Source organism: Paenibacillus nanensis (assembly GCF_003583765.1).
Taxonomy (GTDB): domain Bacteria; phylum Bacillota; class Bacilli; order Paenibacillales; family Paenibacillaceae; genus Pristimantibacillus; species Pristimantibacillus nanensis.
This window is the reverse complement of the sequence record NZ_QXQA01000028.1, coordinates 1-16,637: the sequence shown is the minus strand read 5'-3', so window position 1 is coordinate 16,637 and position 16,637 is coordinate 1. Positions and strand designations below refer to the sequence as shown.

Below are 16,637 nucleotides of genomic sequence, written 5' to 3'. Positions count from 1 at the left end.
GTCTAAGCGGCCCCCTTGCAGACGAGCCGAATGAGCTCGGTCCCCATATGCGCGCCCAAATAGGCGAAGCCGATGAAACAGATTTGCTGAGCGACCGGTGATAAATATCCGGCATTAAAATTGCTTTCAATGACGCGAACCGGGTCGATGGAGCCCCCAATGGCCGCCACGATGGCCCAAATTTTCAAGCGCAAAGCGGTGTCTAACATTTCGCTTGCAGGCGGCATCAGCATAAAGACAGCTCCTATCCCTGCAAGCATCGCACCCCCGACGACCACGCCAAACGCGATAAAAAAGTCCATTCCCGCCTTCTGTAGAAAATAAGACATGCCGCTTGCCTCCGTTTCTCTCAATCCGTGCTTATACCATTCTATGGGCGTGTCCGACGCAATTATGATAAAATAGCGGTAACTTTCATGACGAGAGTAACGGGTACTAGGAAAGGGAGTGCTGGAAGATGGAAGCTGGAATCGGAAACGGTACCGAATTTGTGCATTTGCACGTTCACAGCGAATACAGCTTATTGGACGGCGCCGCGCGTATCCGGGATTTGACGGCCAGAGCGGCGGAGCTCGGCATGACCGCCCTCGCGCTGACCGATCATGGCGTGATGTACGGCGCGATTCCTTTCTACCGCGCTTGCCGCGCGCAAGGCATTAAGCCGATTATCGGCTGCGAGATGTATTTGACGGCGGGCTCTCGATTCGAGAAAGGCTCGCGCAAGGATAATCCGACCTACCATCTTATCTTGCTCGCGAAAAACGAGGCCGGCTATCGCAATTTGATGAAGCTGTGCTCGGCGGGCCATTTGGAAGGCCATCACTATAAACCGAGAATCGATATGGAGCTGCTGGCGGAGCATGCGGATGGATTAGTCTGTTTAAGCTCCTGCTTAAAGGGAGAGGTGCCGCAGCATCTGCTTCAAGACCGCTACGCCGAGGCCAAGGAAGCGGCGCTTCGTTACCGGAAGCTGTTCGGGGACGACTTTTATTTGGAGCTGCAAGATCACGGCATGCTGGAGCAGAAAAAGGTCGCCGCCGCCCTGATCAAGCTTGCCGAAGAGACGGACATTAAGCTGGTCGCGACGAACGATGTGCATTACTTGCATCCCGAGGACGCGGAGGTGCAGGACGTGCTCATCTGCATCGGCACCGGCAAGACGGTCGAGGACAAAGACCGGATGCGCATGCCGACGGATCAACTGTATATGAAGAGCGGCGCGGAAATGGCGGCGATGTACCGGCATGTGCCGCAGGCGATCCGCAATACGATTGAGATCGCGGACAAATGCAATTTGGAGCTGACGCTGGGGCGCGCCGCGCTTCCGGTGTTCCGCCCTGTTCCGGAAGGGACGACCTCGGCGCAATATTTGGCCGCGCTGTGTCAGGACGGCTTGAATGCGCGCTACGCCGGCATGCCGGAATGGTCGGACGGATCCGACTTCCGAAGCAAGGCGGAGGGCCGGCTTGCCTACGAGCTGTCGGTTATCGAAAATATGGGCTTCAGCGATTACTTCCTGATTGTGTGGGATTTCATCAGATTTGCGCATGAGCGGGGCATTCGGACAGGGCCGGGCAGGGGGTCCTCGGCAGGCAGCCTCGTCGCTTATACGCTGCGGATTACCGATGTCGATCCGCTTAAATATAAGCTGCTTTTTGAACGATTCCTGAATCCGGAGCGCGTAACGATGCCGGATATCGATATCGATTTCAACGACGAGCGCAGGGACGAGGTTATCGCCTACGTCTCCGCCAAATACGGCGAGGAGCATGTCGCCCAGATCATTACGTTCGGCACGATGGCGGCGAAAGCCGCCGTCCGGGACGTGGGCAGGGCGCTTAACGTGCCGTTTCAAGAGGTGGATCGCGCCGCCAAGCTGATTCCGAACCAGCTCGGGATCACGCTGGCGGAAGCGCTTCGCGTAAGCGAAGAGCTGCGCGAGGCTTGCGCCCGCCAGCCGAAGACGGATGCGATGCTGAAGATGGCGATTAAGGTGGAAGGGATGCCGCGCCACGCTTCCACCCATGCGGCCGGCGTCGTCATTTCGCAGGAGCCGCTTACGCACTATGTTCCGCTGCAGACCGGCAGCGAAACGATTCCGCTTACGCAATATTCCATGGAAAATTTGGAGGCTATCGGCCTGCTCAAGATGGACTTTCTGGGACTTCGCACGCTGTCGATCCTGGAGCGCGCGCTTGGCTGGGTGAAGGAGCTGTTCCGCAAGGAGATCGACTTCCGAAACATCAGCGACTCCGATCCCGTCACCTACGCGATGCTCGGCCGAGGCGATACGACGGGAATTTTCCAGCTAGAGTCGGCGGGCATGCGGCGCGTATTGCGCGATCTTAAGCCGACGACATTTGAAGATATTATCTCCGTGCTGGCCCTGTTCCGTCCGGGACCGATGGAGTTCATTCCCAAATATATCGGAGGCAAGCACGGGACGCTTGCCGTTGAATACCCTCATCCGACGCTGGAGCCGATCCTAAGGGACACGTACGGCATTATCGTGTACCAGGAACAAATTATGCAGATCGCCTCCCTGATGGCCGGCTTCTCGCTTGGCGAAGCGGATTTGCTCCGGCGCGCGGTATCGAAGAAGAAGCGCGAGGTGCTGGACCAGGAGCGCGCCCACTTCGTGAAGGGAAGCAAGGCGCAGGGCTACAGCGAAGAGGAAGCGAACCGCGTCTACGACATGATCGTCCGATTTGCCGATTATGGCTTCCCGCGCGCCCACGCGGCGGCGTATGGCGTGCTCGCTTTCCAGACGGCCTGGCTGAAGGCGCATTATCCGGTGCCGTTTATGGCGTCCATGCTGGCTTCGGTGACGGGCAATATGCGCAAGACGGCGGAGTACGCCGACGAATGCCGCCGAATGGGCATCGAGGTGCTGCCGCCTGATATTAATGAAAGCGGCGTCTCCTTTACGCCGATGGAAGGCAAGATCCGGTTCGGCCTGGCGTCGGTCAAAAATGTGGGGACGCAAGCGATTGAAGCGCTCCTCCGCGAGCGGGAGAACGGGCCGTTTGAAAGCTTGCTCGACCTGTGCAAGCGAGCCGATCTGCGCGTCGTGAACAAACGCGTGCTTGAGTCGCTTATTCAAGCGGGGGCATGCGATTCGCTGCCGGGCCACCGGGCGCAGCTGCTTGCGGCGCTGGAGGAGACGGTAGAGGCGGCGGTGAAATGGCGGAAGGAGCGCGAGGAGCTGCAAATCGAGCTGTTCGGATTTGAAGAGGTACAGAACTGGGATGTCGAGCTGCCGGATATAAGGCCGTTTACGACGCCGCAGAAATTGGAGTTCGAAAGAGACCTGCTGGGCATGTATTTGTCCGGTCACCCGTTAGATTCCGTTTCGGAGCAGCTCGACCAGCTCGAGCTGGACAGGCTTATTGATCTTAACGATGCGGAGGAAGGGACAATCGCCATCGTTGGCGTCATGATCGCGGGTCTTAAGCCGTTTACGAATAAGAAAGGGAACGCTATGGGCTTCCTCGAAGTGGAGGACCGCATCATGCGCGTGGAGGCGGTCGTGTTCCCGAACGTCTGGAAGCGGGTTTCCGGCAAGCTGGCCAAGGACGGCCTCGTCATTATGCAGGCAACCGTGCAGCATGGAGACGAGGATTATAAACTGCTTGTCGAGGATGTGGTGCCGATTGAAGGCGTCCACGATTATTTAGCCGCTCAAGTGCGCCGCATGCGGAAGAGCTCGAGATTCCGCGCGGCCCGCATGCAGCAGCCGGCTGCTAAGCCGCCTCAGCATGCGGGCGGCGGGCGGGAGGCGCCTATTCGCCAGGCCTCGGCGGCGAAGCCGCCTGCAGAGGAGAGCGCGGGCAAGAAACGCCGGCTGTTTATTAAGATTACGGGAGAACGCGAGCAGCCGGATGTGCTGAACCGTTTGAAAGAGCTGCTGCTGGCACATCCCGGCACGGTGGATACCGCACTATTCTATGAACGGGAGAACCGGCTGATCGCGCTCAGCGACAGTCACCGCGTTGAACCGTCGAAGGAGCTGAAGCTAGCGGTCGAAACGCTGCTGGGGCCGGGCACTGTAGCGATCCGGTAAGGGCTGCGCCGGCTTGCGTCTCCGCTTACGAAGATGGCGATTCTCTTAAAAAAATGTACGTCTGGCATCATTCCGTGCACATAACGGCTTGTTCGCGCATATGCATAGAGATACAAGCAAAAGCAGCCTATGAGAGAGGAAGGATGCCTGTGAGCGGAATAGAGAAATGGCTGGAGAAGCGCGGAGTAACGGTTGATGATGTAGCGGAAATTGTTTATAGTCTGCAAAGGCCGTATAATGCAGATCTTCAAATCGAGGAATGCCGGGATAGCGTCCGCGCGGTGCTGGAGAAACGGGAAGTGCAGTATGTGCTTTACACCGGGATCGCGTTAGACGAGCTGGCGGAGAGGCGTCTGCTGCCGGAGCCTCTTCAAGCTATCATGGAGAAGGATGAATCGCTGTACGGCGTCGACGAAACGCTGGCGCTCGGCATTACGAATGTTTACGGCATGATCGGTCTGACGAGCTTCGGTTATTTGGATAAAATGAAGCCCGGCATCATTCGCCAGCTCAATCTGAAGGGCGAGAAGATTCATGTGTTCCTGGACGATCTGGTTGCGGGGCTGGCCGCCGCCGCATCCGCCCGCATTGCGCATGGAGACCCGAAGGCTGTCCAATATCATTTGCCGGAAACGCCATAACTATGTTATCATTATGACATCATATGGCCTTTTGGCAGGATAGGTTTAGTTTAGTAGGTTAACTTTGCTCACGCGAAGTTTTCAGGAGGTTCCATGATGTGGACGGTCATCTATATCGCACCAACAGCAAAAATGGCAGAGAACATCAAGAAGCGGCTAACAGAGGAAGGTTTTTTGGTTAAGATCCGCCCCGTCAATCTGTCCAAACAGCAATATGAGATTCTTGTTCCGTCTGGCGAGCTGGAGGAAGTGCAAGAAGTGTTCAATTCCATCATCCGGCCATAACGGCAGGTTCAAAACTATTGCGCCTTGAGAGGTGTCACATACATGCAAATTAAGGACTTATTTTCGAAGAAAAAATACGCGACCATTCCTTCGGAGCGCCCGAAGCGGGACATTCCGGAAGGCTTAATGAATAAGTGCTCCAAATGCGGCACCATTCAGTACAGCAAAGAATTGGAAAAGAATTTAAAGGTGTGCTCGTCATGCGGGCATCATTACCGGTTGAATGCTTGGGAGAGAATCGGTATGACGCTTGATGACGGGCATTTGTATGAGTACGATGCCGAGATGGAGTCGGTTGACCCGCTTGGTTTCCCGGGATACGCGAACAAGCTGGAGCAGCAGAAGGCGAAGTCGAATCTTCGCGATTCGGTTGTGACAGGCGAAGGCAAAATCGGCGGATTTCCGGTCGTCGTAGCCGTCATGAGCTTTGATTTTTTTACCGGAAGTATGGGTTCCGTCGCCGGGGAGAAAATTACTAGAGCGATCGAAGCCGCGCATGAGAAGAAGCTTCCGCTTATCATCTTCTCAACCTCGAGCGGAGCGCGCATGCAGGAGAGCATTCTAAGTTTGATGCAAATGGCAAAGACTAGCGCGGCGCTTGCGAAGTTCCAAGGCGCCGGCGGTCTTTATATTTCTGTCTTCACCGACCCGACAACCGGAGGGGTGTCGGCCAGCTTCGCGAGCCTCGGCGACTACAACTTAGCCGAGCCCGGCGCCTTGATCGGCTTTGCCGGCAGAATCGTTATTGAACAGACGATTCGCCAGAAGCTTCCGGACAACTTCCAGACCGCGGAATTTAATCTGCAGCACGGCCAGTTGGATAAAGTCGTACACCGTAAGGATATGAAGGCTACGCTTACGAAACTTCTGGACATGCATTGTGTGAAGGAGGAATCGATCCATGGCGAATGAGCTGCCTTTCGAGAAGCCGATTACCGAGCTTCGCCAGAAGATCAAAGAGCTGAAGAGCCTGAGCGTAGACAAAGGCATCGATTTCTCGGACGAGATTCGGGGGCTGGAGGAGCGCTGCAAGCAGCTGGAGGAAGAGCTCTACAGCGAGCTGACTCCGGCGCAGAAGATGCATCTTGCCCGGCATCACGGACGTCCGACCTCGCTTGATTTTATCGGCGCGATTTTTACCGATTTCATCGAGCTTCACGGCGACCGCTTATTTGCCGACGATCTTGCGATCGTAGGCGGATTGGCCAAGCTGAACGGCGTTCCGGTAACGGTTATCGGTCATCAGCGGGGCAAGGACACGCGCGATAATATCGCGCGCTTCTTCGGAAGCCCGCATCCGGAAGGTTTCCGCAAGGCGCTGCGCCTCATGCAGCAAGCGAACAAATTCGGCAGGCCGATCATTACCTTTATCGACACGAAGGGCGCTTATCCCGGCAACACCGCGGAAGAACGCGGCCAGTCGGAGGCCATTGCGCGCAATTTGCGGGAGATGGCTGCTTTCGGCGTTCCGATTATTTGCGTCGTTATTGGCGAAGGCGGCAGCGGCGGAGCGCTTGCGCTTGGCGTAGGCAACCGCGTGCTGATGCTGGAGAACGCGATTTATTCGGCGATTTCGCCTAACGGCGCGGCTTCGATCTTGTGGAAGGATGCGTCGAGAGCCGATCAAGCGGCCGAGGCGATGAAGATTACCGCTAAGGATTTGCTCGAATTCGGCGTGATCGAAGAAATTATTGAAGAGCCGCAGGGCGGCGCTCATCGCGATTTAGAATTTGTAGCCGATAAGGTGAAGGCCGGCCTTTGGAAGCATCTTCAAGAGCTGTCGGCGCTGGACGCCGAGCAGTTGATTGAGGACCGTTACCAAAAATTCCGTAAAATCGGCTATTTCCAAATGGCCAAGCAGGATGCGGCGGCGGCAGCCTCGAATGAGGACAACGCCGGGCAATCCGCGCAAAGCTCAAGCGCGTTAAGCGGCCAAGCGGCTGCGCCGACGCTGAAGTAACAGGTATAGCATCGCATTCCGCCGGACAAGCTGGCGGAATGCGGGCATTTTGCTGTCTAAGATAAAACCTACATATAATCGCGGTCGCTCCTCATGAGTTGCTTCGATAGGGTTTTCTCATAAATTAAATTTAAAAGACATTTCAGGCATTAAACGGAGGATACCTAACATGCGTAAAACGAAGATCGTCTGTACTATCGGACCTTCCAGCGAATCACTGGAGAACACAAAAAAACTAATCCAAGCGGGTATGAACGTTGCTCGTCTTAACTTCTCGCACGGCGATTTTGAAGAGCACGGCAACCGGATCAAAAACATTGGATTGGCCAACAAAGAGCTGGGTACGTCCGTCGCGATCCTGCTCGACACGAAAGGGCCGGAGATTCGCCTCGGCAAATTGAAGGAAGAGCCGATTGAGCTGGTGCAAGGCGATGCGATCACGCTGACAACGGAAGAAATTTTGGGCGACCGCACTCGTATCCCAGTGACGTACAGCAATCTGCCGAACGACCTATCGGTAGGCTCCACTGTTCTGATTGACGACGGTTTGATCGGTCTTACGGTTGAAGCGATCGAAGGCACGGAAATTCATTGCCGCATTGTGAACAGCGGACCGATCAAGAGCAAGAAGGGCGTTAACGTTCCAGGCGTAAAAATTTCTTTGCCGGGCATTACCGAAAAGGACGCAAACGATATTATTTTCGGTATCGAGCAAGGCATCGATTTTATTGCGGCTTCGTTCGTTCGTAAAGCTAGCGACGTGCTTGAAATCCGCGAGCTGCTGGAGAAGCATAACGCCAGCCATATCCAAATTATTTCCAAAATCGAAAACCAAGAAGGCGTCGACAACCTTGACGAAATTTTGGAAGTGTCCGACGGCCTTATGGTTGCGCGCGGCGACCTAGGCGTCGAAATTCCTGCAGAGGAAGTACCGCTCGTTCAAAAAATGATGATTAAGAAGTGTAACCGCGCAGGCAAACCGGTTATTACGGCAACGCAAATGCTGGATTCGATGCAGCGCAACCCGCGCCCGACCCGCGCGGAAGCAAGCGACGTGGCGAACGCGATTTTCGACGGCACGGATGCGATCATGTTGTCCGGCGAGACTGCAGCGGGCAAATATCCGGTAGAAGCCGTTCAAACGATGTCCCGCATTGCGGAGCGCGCGGAGAATGCGCTTGAATACCGTGAAATCTTCACGAAGCAAGCGAACGCGCAGCAGGTTTCCGTTACGGAAGCGATCAGCCAAGCGGTTGCGAATTCCGCGCTGGACTTGAACGCTAAGGCGATTATTACGTCCACGCAAAGCGGCTTCACCGCTCGTATGGTATCGAAGTACCGTCCGAAGGCGCCGATTATCGCGGTTACGCCGGATGAAAAAGTAATGAAGCGCCTAGCTTTGGGCTGGGGCGTTATCCCGGTTAAAGGCGAAGATGCAAACACAACGGATGCGATGTTCGACAACGCCGTGCAAGGCGCAATGAACACCGGTCTTCTCAGCCTTGGCGATACGGTCGTCATTACAGCTGGCGTTCCGGTTGGACGCGCAGGCACAACGAATCTGATGAAGATTCATCACATCGGCGAGCTTCTCGCCAAAGGCCAAGGCATCGGCAGCCAAACCGTGACTGGCAAAATCGTCATTGCGCGCAATCCGCAAGAAGCGATTGCAAAAGTGGAGCAAGGCGATATATTGGTCGCTGTGTCTACGGATAAAGAATATATGCCTGCTTTCGAGAAAGCCGGCGCTGTTATTACAGAGCAAGGCGGCATTACGAGCCATGCGGCTGTATGCGGTCTAAACCTGAGCATTCCGGTCATTCTTGGCGTAAGCGGCGCAACCGACACGCTAAAAGATGGCATGGAAGTTACCGTTTACGGAGAAACGGGCTTTATCTACTCCGGACAGTCCAAAGTATTGTAATTCTATAAAAGCTACTGACATAATGGAAAGCGATGGTGAATTCACCGTCGCTTTTTGTTCCATTCAGGTCCTATAATTATCGTTCGTTTTTGGAGGAGAAGCATAGATGATTTCAGTCGGAGCGTGGCGTTTGCACCCGATTCGGGTAAGATATCAGGAGACCGATCAAATGGGTGTTGTTTTTCACGGCAATTATGTGACCTGGTTTGAAATTGGACGTACAGAATGGATAAGAGCGGCCGGGTACGACTATAAAACAATTGAAAGCAAAGGCTTGCTGCTTCCGGTTGTTGACCTTGCATGCCGATATCTTTCTCCTGCGAGATATGATGATCTTGTTGTCGTCTGCACACGGATTTCGGAATGCAGCCCCCTTCGAATCGCGTTCGAATCGCAGGTAAGGAAAGTTAGCGTAAGCGATTTTCAAGCTGCTGAAATCGCATACGGCGAGGAATTGCCGGGCGAGCTGCTCGTCGAGGGGGGAACAAAGCATGTTTGGGTCAATAAGGAGTGGCAGCCGACCCGCTTGAATAAGACGATGCCGGAGCTGTACGCATTAATAAACGGGAGCAATTGACAAACCAATTGACAAAGTTTCACTCATTTTGCGCATGCGAACATGGAGAGGAGGAATAGGATGTATAAGTGGATACTTGCAGCTTTTTTGATCGTTCCCGTTGTGGAATTATGGGGGATTCTGCAGATGGGAGAGTGGATCGGGGGGGGCAGCACCTTTCTGATCATTTTGCTGATAAGCGCGACTGGCGCCTATTTCGCCCGTTCCGAGGGGCGGAAAGTATGGCAGGATGCCCAAAGACAGCTGCAGGCGGGACAAATGCCGGGCCGTTCCCTTATTGACGGAATAATCGTCATGCTGGGCGGCTTGCTGCTGCTTACGCCTGGTTTTTTCAGCGATTTGCTCGGTATTGTGATGCTCCTACCTTTTACTAGACCCTTGTTCCGTCAAATGATACTGCAATGGCTGGAGAAACGGCTGCGGAACGGCAGCTTTACGATTAGACGATTTTAGCGCGTGTTAACAGTTTGTTTACATTTCGTTAATATACCAATAATAGTCAATCGATAAAATAGGGATGCCAAGCTTATGCGTTCGAAGTAGGTTTACTTCGTAAACCTATGCTTACGAAGTGGGTTTGCTGCCGCAAACCCTGAGCCCATGCTTACGAAGTGGGTTTGCTCCGCAAACCCTGAGCTTATGCTTTCGAAGTAGGTTTACTCCGTAAACCTTTTAGGAGGAAGAAACCCCATGACCAAGCAGTTGTCGCCATACGTAAATCGGGATTTAAGCTGGATCGAATTTAACCGGCGGGTGCTTGAGGAAGCGCAGGACACAAGAAACCCGCTGCTTGAGCGAGCCAAGTTTCTATCGATCGTGGCAAGCAACCTGGATGAGTTTATGAGCGTACGCGTCGCCGGTATTCAAGACCAGATGCGCGCCGGCCTGACGAAAACGGATTTTACCGGCTATACGCCTGCCGGTCTATGGAAACGTTTGATTAAGCGGGCGACAGCCATGGTTGTCGAGCAGTATCGGACCTATCGGGATGTCATAAGATGCCTGAGCAAGGAAGGCATATGCATCCGTACCGTGGATGAGCTGAACGCGGCGCAGAAAAAAGCGGTTTCGGATTATTTTCACGAAATTGTGTTTCCGGTGCTTACGCCAATGGCGGTAGATCAAAGCCGGCCGTTCCCGCTAGTCCATACGAAGGAGCTTTACCTGGCCGTGCTGCTTAAGCAGGAGGATGCGGCGCAGGATGAGGAGCCGTTGTTTGCTATTGTGCAGGTTCCATCCATTCTGAACCGCTACGTGCCGGTGCCGGGGCGAGTGAATTCGAAGAAGCAGGAGTTTGTTCTGCTGGAAGACGTGATCGAGCAATTTATTGATACGTTATTTAACGGTTATGTTCCGTTTTCCGTCCATCCTTTCCGCCTTACGCGCAACGCCGATTTGACACTGAACGAAGAGGGCGCCGAGGACCTGCTGGAAGAGATCGAGAAGGAGCTGCGCAGGCGGAGATGGGGGATTCCCGTTCGCTTGGAAGTTGCCAAAGGCATGCATCCTTATGCGCTCGAGACACTGCGGGAGGAGCTCGAAATCGAGGATAATTTGTTCGAAATTGACGGCCCGCTCGATTTAAGCTTTTTGCTCCGTTTCGTAGGCAGCTTGCCCGGCTATGATAATTTGCGCTATGAAAAAATGGAGCCGGTCTATCCGAGAGAATTCGACGATACCGACGACATGTTCGAGGTGATCCGCCAGCGGGATGTGCTGATGTATCATCCTTATGAGTCGTTCGAGGCGGTGAACGATTTCGTCGAGCAGGCCGCGTACGATCCGGATGTGCTCGCGATCAAAATGACGCTTTACCGCGTAAGCGGCCAGTCCGTGCTTGTGCAGGCGCTGGCGAAGGCGGCGGAAGCCGGCAAGCAGGTAACCGTCGTAGTCGAGCTCAAGGCGAGATTCGATGAGGAACGCAATATCGCTTGGGCGAGACAGCTGGAGAAAGCGGGCTGTCACGTAGTCTACGGCTTGGTTGGACTGAAGACGCACGCGAAGATTTTGCTGGTCGTTCGGCGGGAGCAAGGCACGCTCCGCAGGTATGTGCATGTCGGCACGGGCAATTACAACGATAATACGGCCATGCTTTATACCGACATTGGCTTGTTCACTTCCCATCCGGTCGTCGGGGGAGACGCTTCCGCGCTGTTCAACGAAGTGACGGGCTATTCCTCGCCGTATGAATGGAAAGCGTTCGGCGTGGCGCCGACGGATTTGAAGGAGAAGCTGTACCGGTTAATCGACCGTGAGCGGACGAATGCGCTTGCGGGACGCAAAGCGCACATTGTCGCCAAGATGAATTCCTTGTCCAACCAGGATATGATCGATAAGCTGTACGAGGCTTCGCAAGCAGGCGTAAAAATCGAGCTTATCGTAAGAGGCGTATGCTGTTTAAGGCCTGGGGTTCCGGGGCGGAGCGAAAATATTAAAGTCATCAGCATCGTAGACCGTTATTTGGAGCATGCGCGCGTCATGTATTTTTACAACAATGGCGAGGAAGAGGTCTACCTGTCCAGCGCCGATTGGATGACCCGCAATTTGATGAAGCGGATCGAGCTGATGTGTCCCGTGTTCGACCCGGGGCTGCGCGCCATTCTGATCAATATGCTGAGGCTGAATCTGGAGGATAACGTAAAGGCAAGAGAGCTGAAGCCGAGCGGGCTCTACGAGCCGGTCGCCACTCCGAACGAAAAGCCTTTCCGCAGCCAATTCGAAGCGAAACGAATCCAGCTGTGGAAAGGCCATGCTTAAAGCAGAACGGGCGTAAGATCCCATTGTTTTTTGAAATCAGACGCAAGCTCATCCAGCTCCCTGCGTTCTACCGCAAGGGAGCTTCTTGCATTTAGCGGGCGAAGGAGAAGCCTCTTGTCCGCTAGCCGGACGGAGAGCTGGCCGATCGCCTGCGTCTCGCCGCGATCCAGCGCCGCCGCTAATTGGAGAAGGGTGCCGAGCTTATAGATCAGCTCAAGATCGCCGTCGCTGATTAATGCCTTGTAATCCTCGATCTGGCTTTTGGCTTTGCTTTTACTTTTGAACGAAGCGATCGAGGCGGTCATAATTATTTCGCGATGCGACATGCCATTCAGGTGAGAATGGATGATGAGATAGAATGTATGCCTCGCGTAATCGTAATAGTCGATCGAGGCGCCGATCCGGTACAGCTGGGACGCGGCATCGAGCAGCACCCTGGCGCGAGGCTCGAACTTATGAATAGGCTGCAGATCGTCATACAGCTCCAGCGCCAGCCGGTTCACCAGCATAACATGCTGCCGCGGCGCCTCCGTATGAAGCGCGCTGATGTTCTTGAGACTGAAGGTAAGCGGGTTCTCAAGCTTTGGCCGAGCCGGGAAACGTGTCGCATGGAACAGCCCGTCCCGGAGGCCTGCGCCGCAGATCAGATACTTTGTCGACCGCGTCGCGCGAAAGATTGCCCGAAGAATCGCGATGCCGGGGATGATAACATCGGCCCGGTCCTTGGATAACCCCGGCAGCTTGCGCCTGCGCTCGAGAGGGAGCTTTCTCATGGAGTGGAACAGCTCATCCACCCCATCCTCCGATATTTCGTAATTATGCGTTTGAGCGAAAGGATAGTGGTGCTTAGCTTGATGGACCTTGCCGAGCGCGCGGACCGTGCCGCCGACGCCGACAAGCGGCAGTCCGGCTGATTTGCGGATCCACGGGTGCTCCTTAACGGCGCTTGCCACCATTTTTTCGATCGCTTCAAGCGACTCGTCCGACAAGGAATCCTTGGAATCAAAAAGTTTATTGATGCTGACGCAGCCGAAGGGGAAGGAAACGGACGCTGCCAGCTCCCGGTTTTGAAAGAGGGAAACCTCCGTGCTTCCGCCTCCGATATCGATAAGGAAGCCCTCGGTGACATGCATAGAGTTAATCATGCCGAGAAAGCCGAAGGACGCTTCCTCTTCTCCGGAAAGCAGCTCGATCGAAAGCGCCGTTTCATTTTTAATAGTTTGTAAAATGTGATCGCGGTTGGTCGCGTTGCGAATGGCGGCAGTCGCTACCGCTCGGATTTGCCCGATTCCATGCAGGGAGCAAATCCGCATAAAATGCCGCAGCGTATCCGAGAGCTCCGCGAGCGCTTCTTCCGGCAAAGCGCCGTTTTCATCGATTTTGCCGCTCAGCCTGGCCGATCGTTTGCTGGCGTCGACTACGCGGTGGGCTCCGGCTTCCGTTCTCTCGTATACGACGAGCCGAATGGAGTTGGAGCCTATATCAATGATGCCGATTCGTTGACTAGTCATGAGGGGGCCTCCTTTGCGGCAGCGTGGTGCTTCCGACCGTTGTTCCGGCTATTTTACCATATTTGAGCAGCTATTTCGAAAAGGTATATTCGTTTCCGCAATGTGGAATAATGAGCTGTCGGGAATAGCCGGAATTTCCAGACGGCATGCGGGTTTCTTACATAAGCCGATTCAAAATATCAATGATGCCGATAAAGCATTTTTATGTCCTATTTTGTTGGCTTCAATGTCAAAATCATTTATCATTAAAGAATGGTGTTACATTCCAATCTTTTAAATTAATTTATTTCGAGTATAAAGGAGAGAGAACGATGACAGCAACTAAAGGTCTTGAAGGAATTGTCGCGGCGGCGTCTTCCATCAGCTCGATCATTGACGGAGTGCTGACGTACCGCGGAATCAACATTGACGATCTTGCAGAAAATGCTTCCTTTGAAGAAGTTGCGTATCTGCTGTGGTACGGAAAGCTACCTAATCGTTCCGAGCTAGACGAGCTGCAGAAGCAGCTGGATCAATACGCTGAGGTTCCAAAAGAAGTGATCGAGGGCATCAAGCTGTATCCGAAAGGCACCAGCTCGATGGCCGCGCTTCGTACGGCCGTGTCCAGCCTGGCGCTGTACGACGAGTCTGCTAATGATATGTCCCCGGAGGCGAACCAGCTGAAAGCGATTAAGCTGCAGGCTCAGCTGCCTACGGTAGTCGCTGCTTTTGCCCGCATCCGCGAAGGCAAAGAGCCGGTAGCGCCGAAGAAAGGCGTGTCCATCGCTTATAACTTCCTGTACATGCTGACTGGCAAGGAGCCGGCGGAAGTTGCGGTGAAGGCGCTTGATCAAGCGCTTGTCCTCCATGCGGACCACGAGCTTAACGCTTCCACGTTTGCGGCTCGCGTTACGGTTGCAACGCTTTCCGACATTTATTCCGGCGTAACGTCGGCGATCGGAGCGCTTAAAGGCCCTCTGCACGGCGGAGCGAACGAAGCCGTTATGGTCATGCTGGAAGAGATCGGCACTTCCGCAAATGTCGAAAGCTATATCAATAACGCGCTTGCGAACAAAGTGAAAATTATGGGCTTTGGTCACCGCGTATACAAAAACGGCGACCCGCGCGCGAAGCATCTTCAGAAGATGTCCCGCGAGCTTGGCAAGCTGACCGGCAACATGGAGCTGTACGAAATGTCGGTTAAGATCGAAGAGCTCGTTACCGGCCAGAAAGGGTTGAAGCCGAATGTCGACTTCTATTCCGCTTCGGTATACACAGCTCTAGAAATTCCGCGCGACCTGTTCACGCCGATCTTTGCGATCAGCCGCGTGTCCGGCTGGAGCGCTCATATTCTTGAGCAGTATCAGGACAACCGCTTGATTCGTCCTCGCGCAGATTATGTTGGTCCGGTAGGCGCGAAGTACATTCCGATCGAGCAGCGCTAATACATGCAGTCCCATTGAGGAGCGAGGGCAAGCGGTGTGCTTGTTCTCCTTTTCAATGTCGCCTGGAACGAACGTTTTAGGTAAAGTTTTTGCTCCATCCTAGCAAGTTGAGGTATACTAACACTCAGCTAAGCAACCATATTTTTTAGGAGGTAATTATTCATGGCTCAGTTCGAAAAATACGCGCTTCCAACGGAAGGCGAGCAAATTACGATTGACAACGGCGTGCTTCAAGTGCCGAATAATCCTATTATCCCTTTCATCGAGGGTGACGGAACAGGCCGCGACATCTGGCGCGCTTCGAAACGCGTGCTTGACGCAGCGGTAGAGAAAGCTTACGGCGGCTCCAAAAAAATCGCATGGTACGAAGTGTTCGCCGGCGAAAAAGCATTCAATACATACGGCGAGTGGCTGCCTAACGATACACTCACTGCAATCCGCGAGTATATCGTGGCGATCAAAGGACCTCTGACTACGCCAATCGGCGGCGGCATTCGTTCCCTGAACGTTGCGCTTCGCCAAGAGCTTGACCTGTACACTTGCCTTCGTCCTGTACGTTATTTCAACGGCGTTCCTTCTCCTGTAAAACGTCCTGAGCTTGTCAACATGGTTATTTTCCGTGAAAACACAGAGGACATCTATGCGGGCATCGAATACGCTGAAGGCTCCGCAGAAGTGAAAAAAGTCATCGAGTTCCTTCAGAAGGAAATGGGCGTTAAGAAAATCCGCTTCCCTGAAACTTCCGGTATCGGCATTAAGCCGGTTTCGGCCGAAGGCTCGAAGCGTCTTGCTCGCGCAGCGATCGAATACGCGATCAAGCATGGCAGAAAGTCGGTTACGCTGGTACACAAGGGCAACATCATGAAGTTCACGGAAGGCGCGTTCAAAAACTGGGGCTACGAAGTGGCTGAGCAAGAATTCCCTGAGCAAACATTCACTTGGGGCCAATACGACCGCATCAAAGAAGCGGAAGGCACGGACGCTGCGAACAAAGCGCAAGCTGAAGCAGAAGCGGCTGGCAAAATCATCGTGAAGGACGCAATCGCGGACATCGCGCTGCAGCAAGTACTGACTCGTCCAACTGACTTCGACGTTATCGCAACATTGAACCTGAACGGCGACTACCTGTCCGACGCTCTTGCTGCGCAAGTTGGCGGCATCGGTATCGCTCCAGGCGCTAACATCAACTACCTGACTGGCCATGCGATCTTCGAAGCAACTCATGGTACGGCTCCGAAATACGCGGACAAAGACGTCGTGAACCCTGGTTCCGTCATCCTCTCCGGCGTTATGATGCTGGAGCACCTGGGCTGGCTGGAAGCGGCTGACCTGATCTACAAAGGCATGGAAACGTCCATCAACAACAAAACGGTTACTTATGACTTCGCACGTCTGATGGAAGGCGCGACTGAAGTGAAGTGCTCGGCGTTTGCTGACGAGATTATCAAAAACATGTAATACGTTTAAATAAACCTTTTTCGAACCCACCCAAACC

At 54.0% G+C, this 16,637-nt stretch carries 14 protein-coding genes; 12 read left to right on the top strand and 2 right to left on the bottom strand.

Going from position 1 to position 16,637, the window contains the following annotated elements:
• Positions 1 to 2 precede the first annotated feature (2 nt).
• Entirely contained in the window at positions 3 to 329 is a 327-nt protein-coding gene (locus D3P08_RS26360; protein ID WP_119603119.1) for a YtrH family sporulation protein, read from the bottom strand.
• 128 nt (positions 330 to 457) lie between these two features.
• On the opposite strand from D3P08_RS26360, the gene D3P08_RS26355 reads away from it, so the two are divergent.
• The 9 genes from D3P08_RS26355 (at position 458) to D3P08_RS26315 (ending at position 12,207) form a co-directional block, all read left to right on the top strand.
• The gene (locus D3P08_RS26355; RefSeq protein ID WP_119603118.1) at positions 458 to 4,063 is read left to right on the top strand and encodes a DNA polymerase III subunit alpha; all 3,606 of its coding nucleotides are present in this window, start codon (positions 458 to 460) and stop codon (positions 4,061 to 4,063) included.
• Between the two features lie 143 nt (positions 4,064 to 4,206).
• Entirely contained in the window at positions 4,207 to 4,704 is a 498-nt protein-coding gene (locus tag D3P08_RS26350; protein ID WP_119603117.1) for a phosphatidylglycerophosphatase A family protein, read from the top strand.
• Between the two features lie 96 nt (positions 4,705 to 4,800).
• Entirely contained in the window at positions 4,801 to 4,989 is a 189-nt protein-coding gene (locus D3P08_RS26345) for a glutamate decarboxylase (RefSeq protein ID WP_119603116.1), read from the top strand.
• 42 nt (positions 4,990 to 5,031) lie between these two features.
• The gene (gene accD / locus D3P08_RS26340) at positions 5,032 to 5,901 is read left to right on the top strand and encodes an acetyl-CoA carboxylase, carboxyltransferase subunit beta (protein ID WP_119603115.1); all 870 of its coding nucleotides are present in this window, start codon (positions 5,032 to 5,034) and stop codon (positions 5,899 to 5,901) included.
• Entirely contained in the window at positions 5,891 to 6,949 is a 1,059-nt protein-coding gene (locus D3P08_RS26335) for an acetyl-CoA carboxylase carboxyltransferase subunit alpha (protein ID WP_119603114.1), read from the top strand. The genes accD and D3P08_RS26335 overlap by 11 nt, the downstream gene beginning before the upstream one ends.
• 169 nt (positions 6,950 to 7,118) lie before the next feature.
• The gene (gene pyk, locus D3P08_RS26330) at positions 7,119 to 8,873 is read left to right on the top strand and encodes a pyruvate kinase (protein ID WP_119603113.1); all 1,755 of its coding nucleotides are present in this window, start codon (positions 7,119 to 7,121) and stop codon (positions 8,871 to 8,873) included.
• Between the two features lie 106 nt (positions 8,874 to 8,979).
• Positions 8,980 to 9,450 carry an acyl-CoA thioesterase gene (locus D3P08_RS26325; protein ID WP_119603112.1) on the top strand — a complete coding sequence of 157 codons (471 nt, stop codon included), beginning with the start codon at positions 8,980 to 8,982 and terminating at the stop codon, positions 9,448 to 9,450.
• A 60-nt stretch (positions 9,451 to 9,510) separates the two neighbouring features.
• Positions 9,511 to 9,903, top strand: a complete 393-nt coding sequence (locus tag D3P08_RS26320; RefSeq protein WP_119603111.1) for an FxsA family protein — start codon at positions 9,511 to 9,513, stop codon at positions 9,901 to 9,903.
• 237 nt (positions 9,904 to 10,140) lie between these two features.
• Positions 10,141 to 12,207 carry an RNA degradosome polyphosphate kinase gene (locus tag D3P08_RS26315; RefSeq protein WP_119603110.1) on the top strand — a complete coding sequence of 689 codons (2,067 nt, stop codon included), beginning with the start codon at positions 10,141 to 10,143 and terminating at the stop codon, positions 12,205 to 12,207.
• Here D3P08_RS26315 and D3P08_RS26310 read toward each other — a convergent pair.
• Positions 12,204 to 13,718, bottom strand: a complete 1,515-nt coding sequence (locus D3P08_RS26310) for a Ppx/GppA phosphatase family protein (protein WP_119603109.1) — start codon at positions 13,716 to 13,718, stop codon at positions 12,204 to 12,206. The two genes, D3P08_RS26315 and D3P08_RS26310, sit on opposite strands and share 4 nt — an antisense overlap.
• A 13-nt stretch (positions 13,719 to 13,731) precedes the next feature.
• On the opposite strand from D3P08_RS26310, the gene D3P08_RS26305 reads away from it, so the two are divergent.
• The 3 genes from D3P08_RS26305 (at position 13,732) to icd (ending at position 16,600) form a co-directional block, all read left to right on the top strand.
• On the top strand, positions 13,732 to 13,995 hold the full coding sequence (locus D3P08_RS26305) for a hypothetical protein (protein ID WP_119603108.1): 264 nt from the start codon (positions 13,732 to 13,734) through the stop codon (positions 13,993 to 13,995).
• Positions 13,996 to 14,029: 34 nt separating this feature from the next.
• Positions 14,030 to 15,142 carry a citrate synthase gene (gene citZ, locus D3P08_RS26300; RefSeq protein WP_119603107.1) on the top strand — a complete coding sequence of 371 codons (1,113 nt, stop codon included), beginning with the start codon at positions 14,030 to 14,032 and terminating at the stop codon, positions 15,140 to 15,142.
• 162 nt (positions 15,143 to 15,304) lie between these two features.
• On the top strand, positions 15,305 to 16,600 hold the full coding sequence (icd, locus tag D3P08_RS26295; protein WP_119603106.1) for an NADP-dependent isocitrate dehydrogenase: 1,296 nt from the start codon (positions 15,305 to 15,307) through the stop codon (positions 16,598 to 16,600).
• Positions 16,601 to 16,637 lie beyond the last annotated feature (37 nt).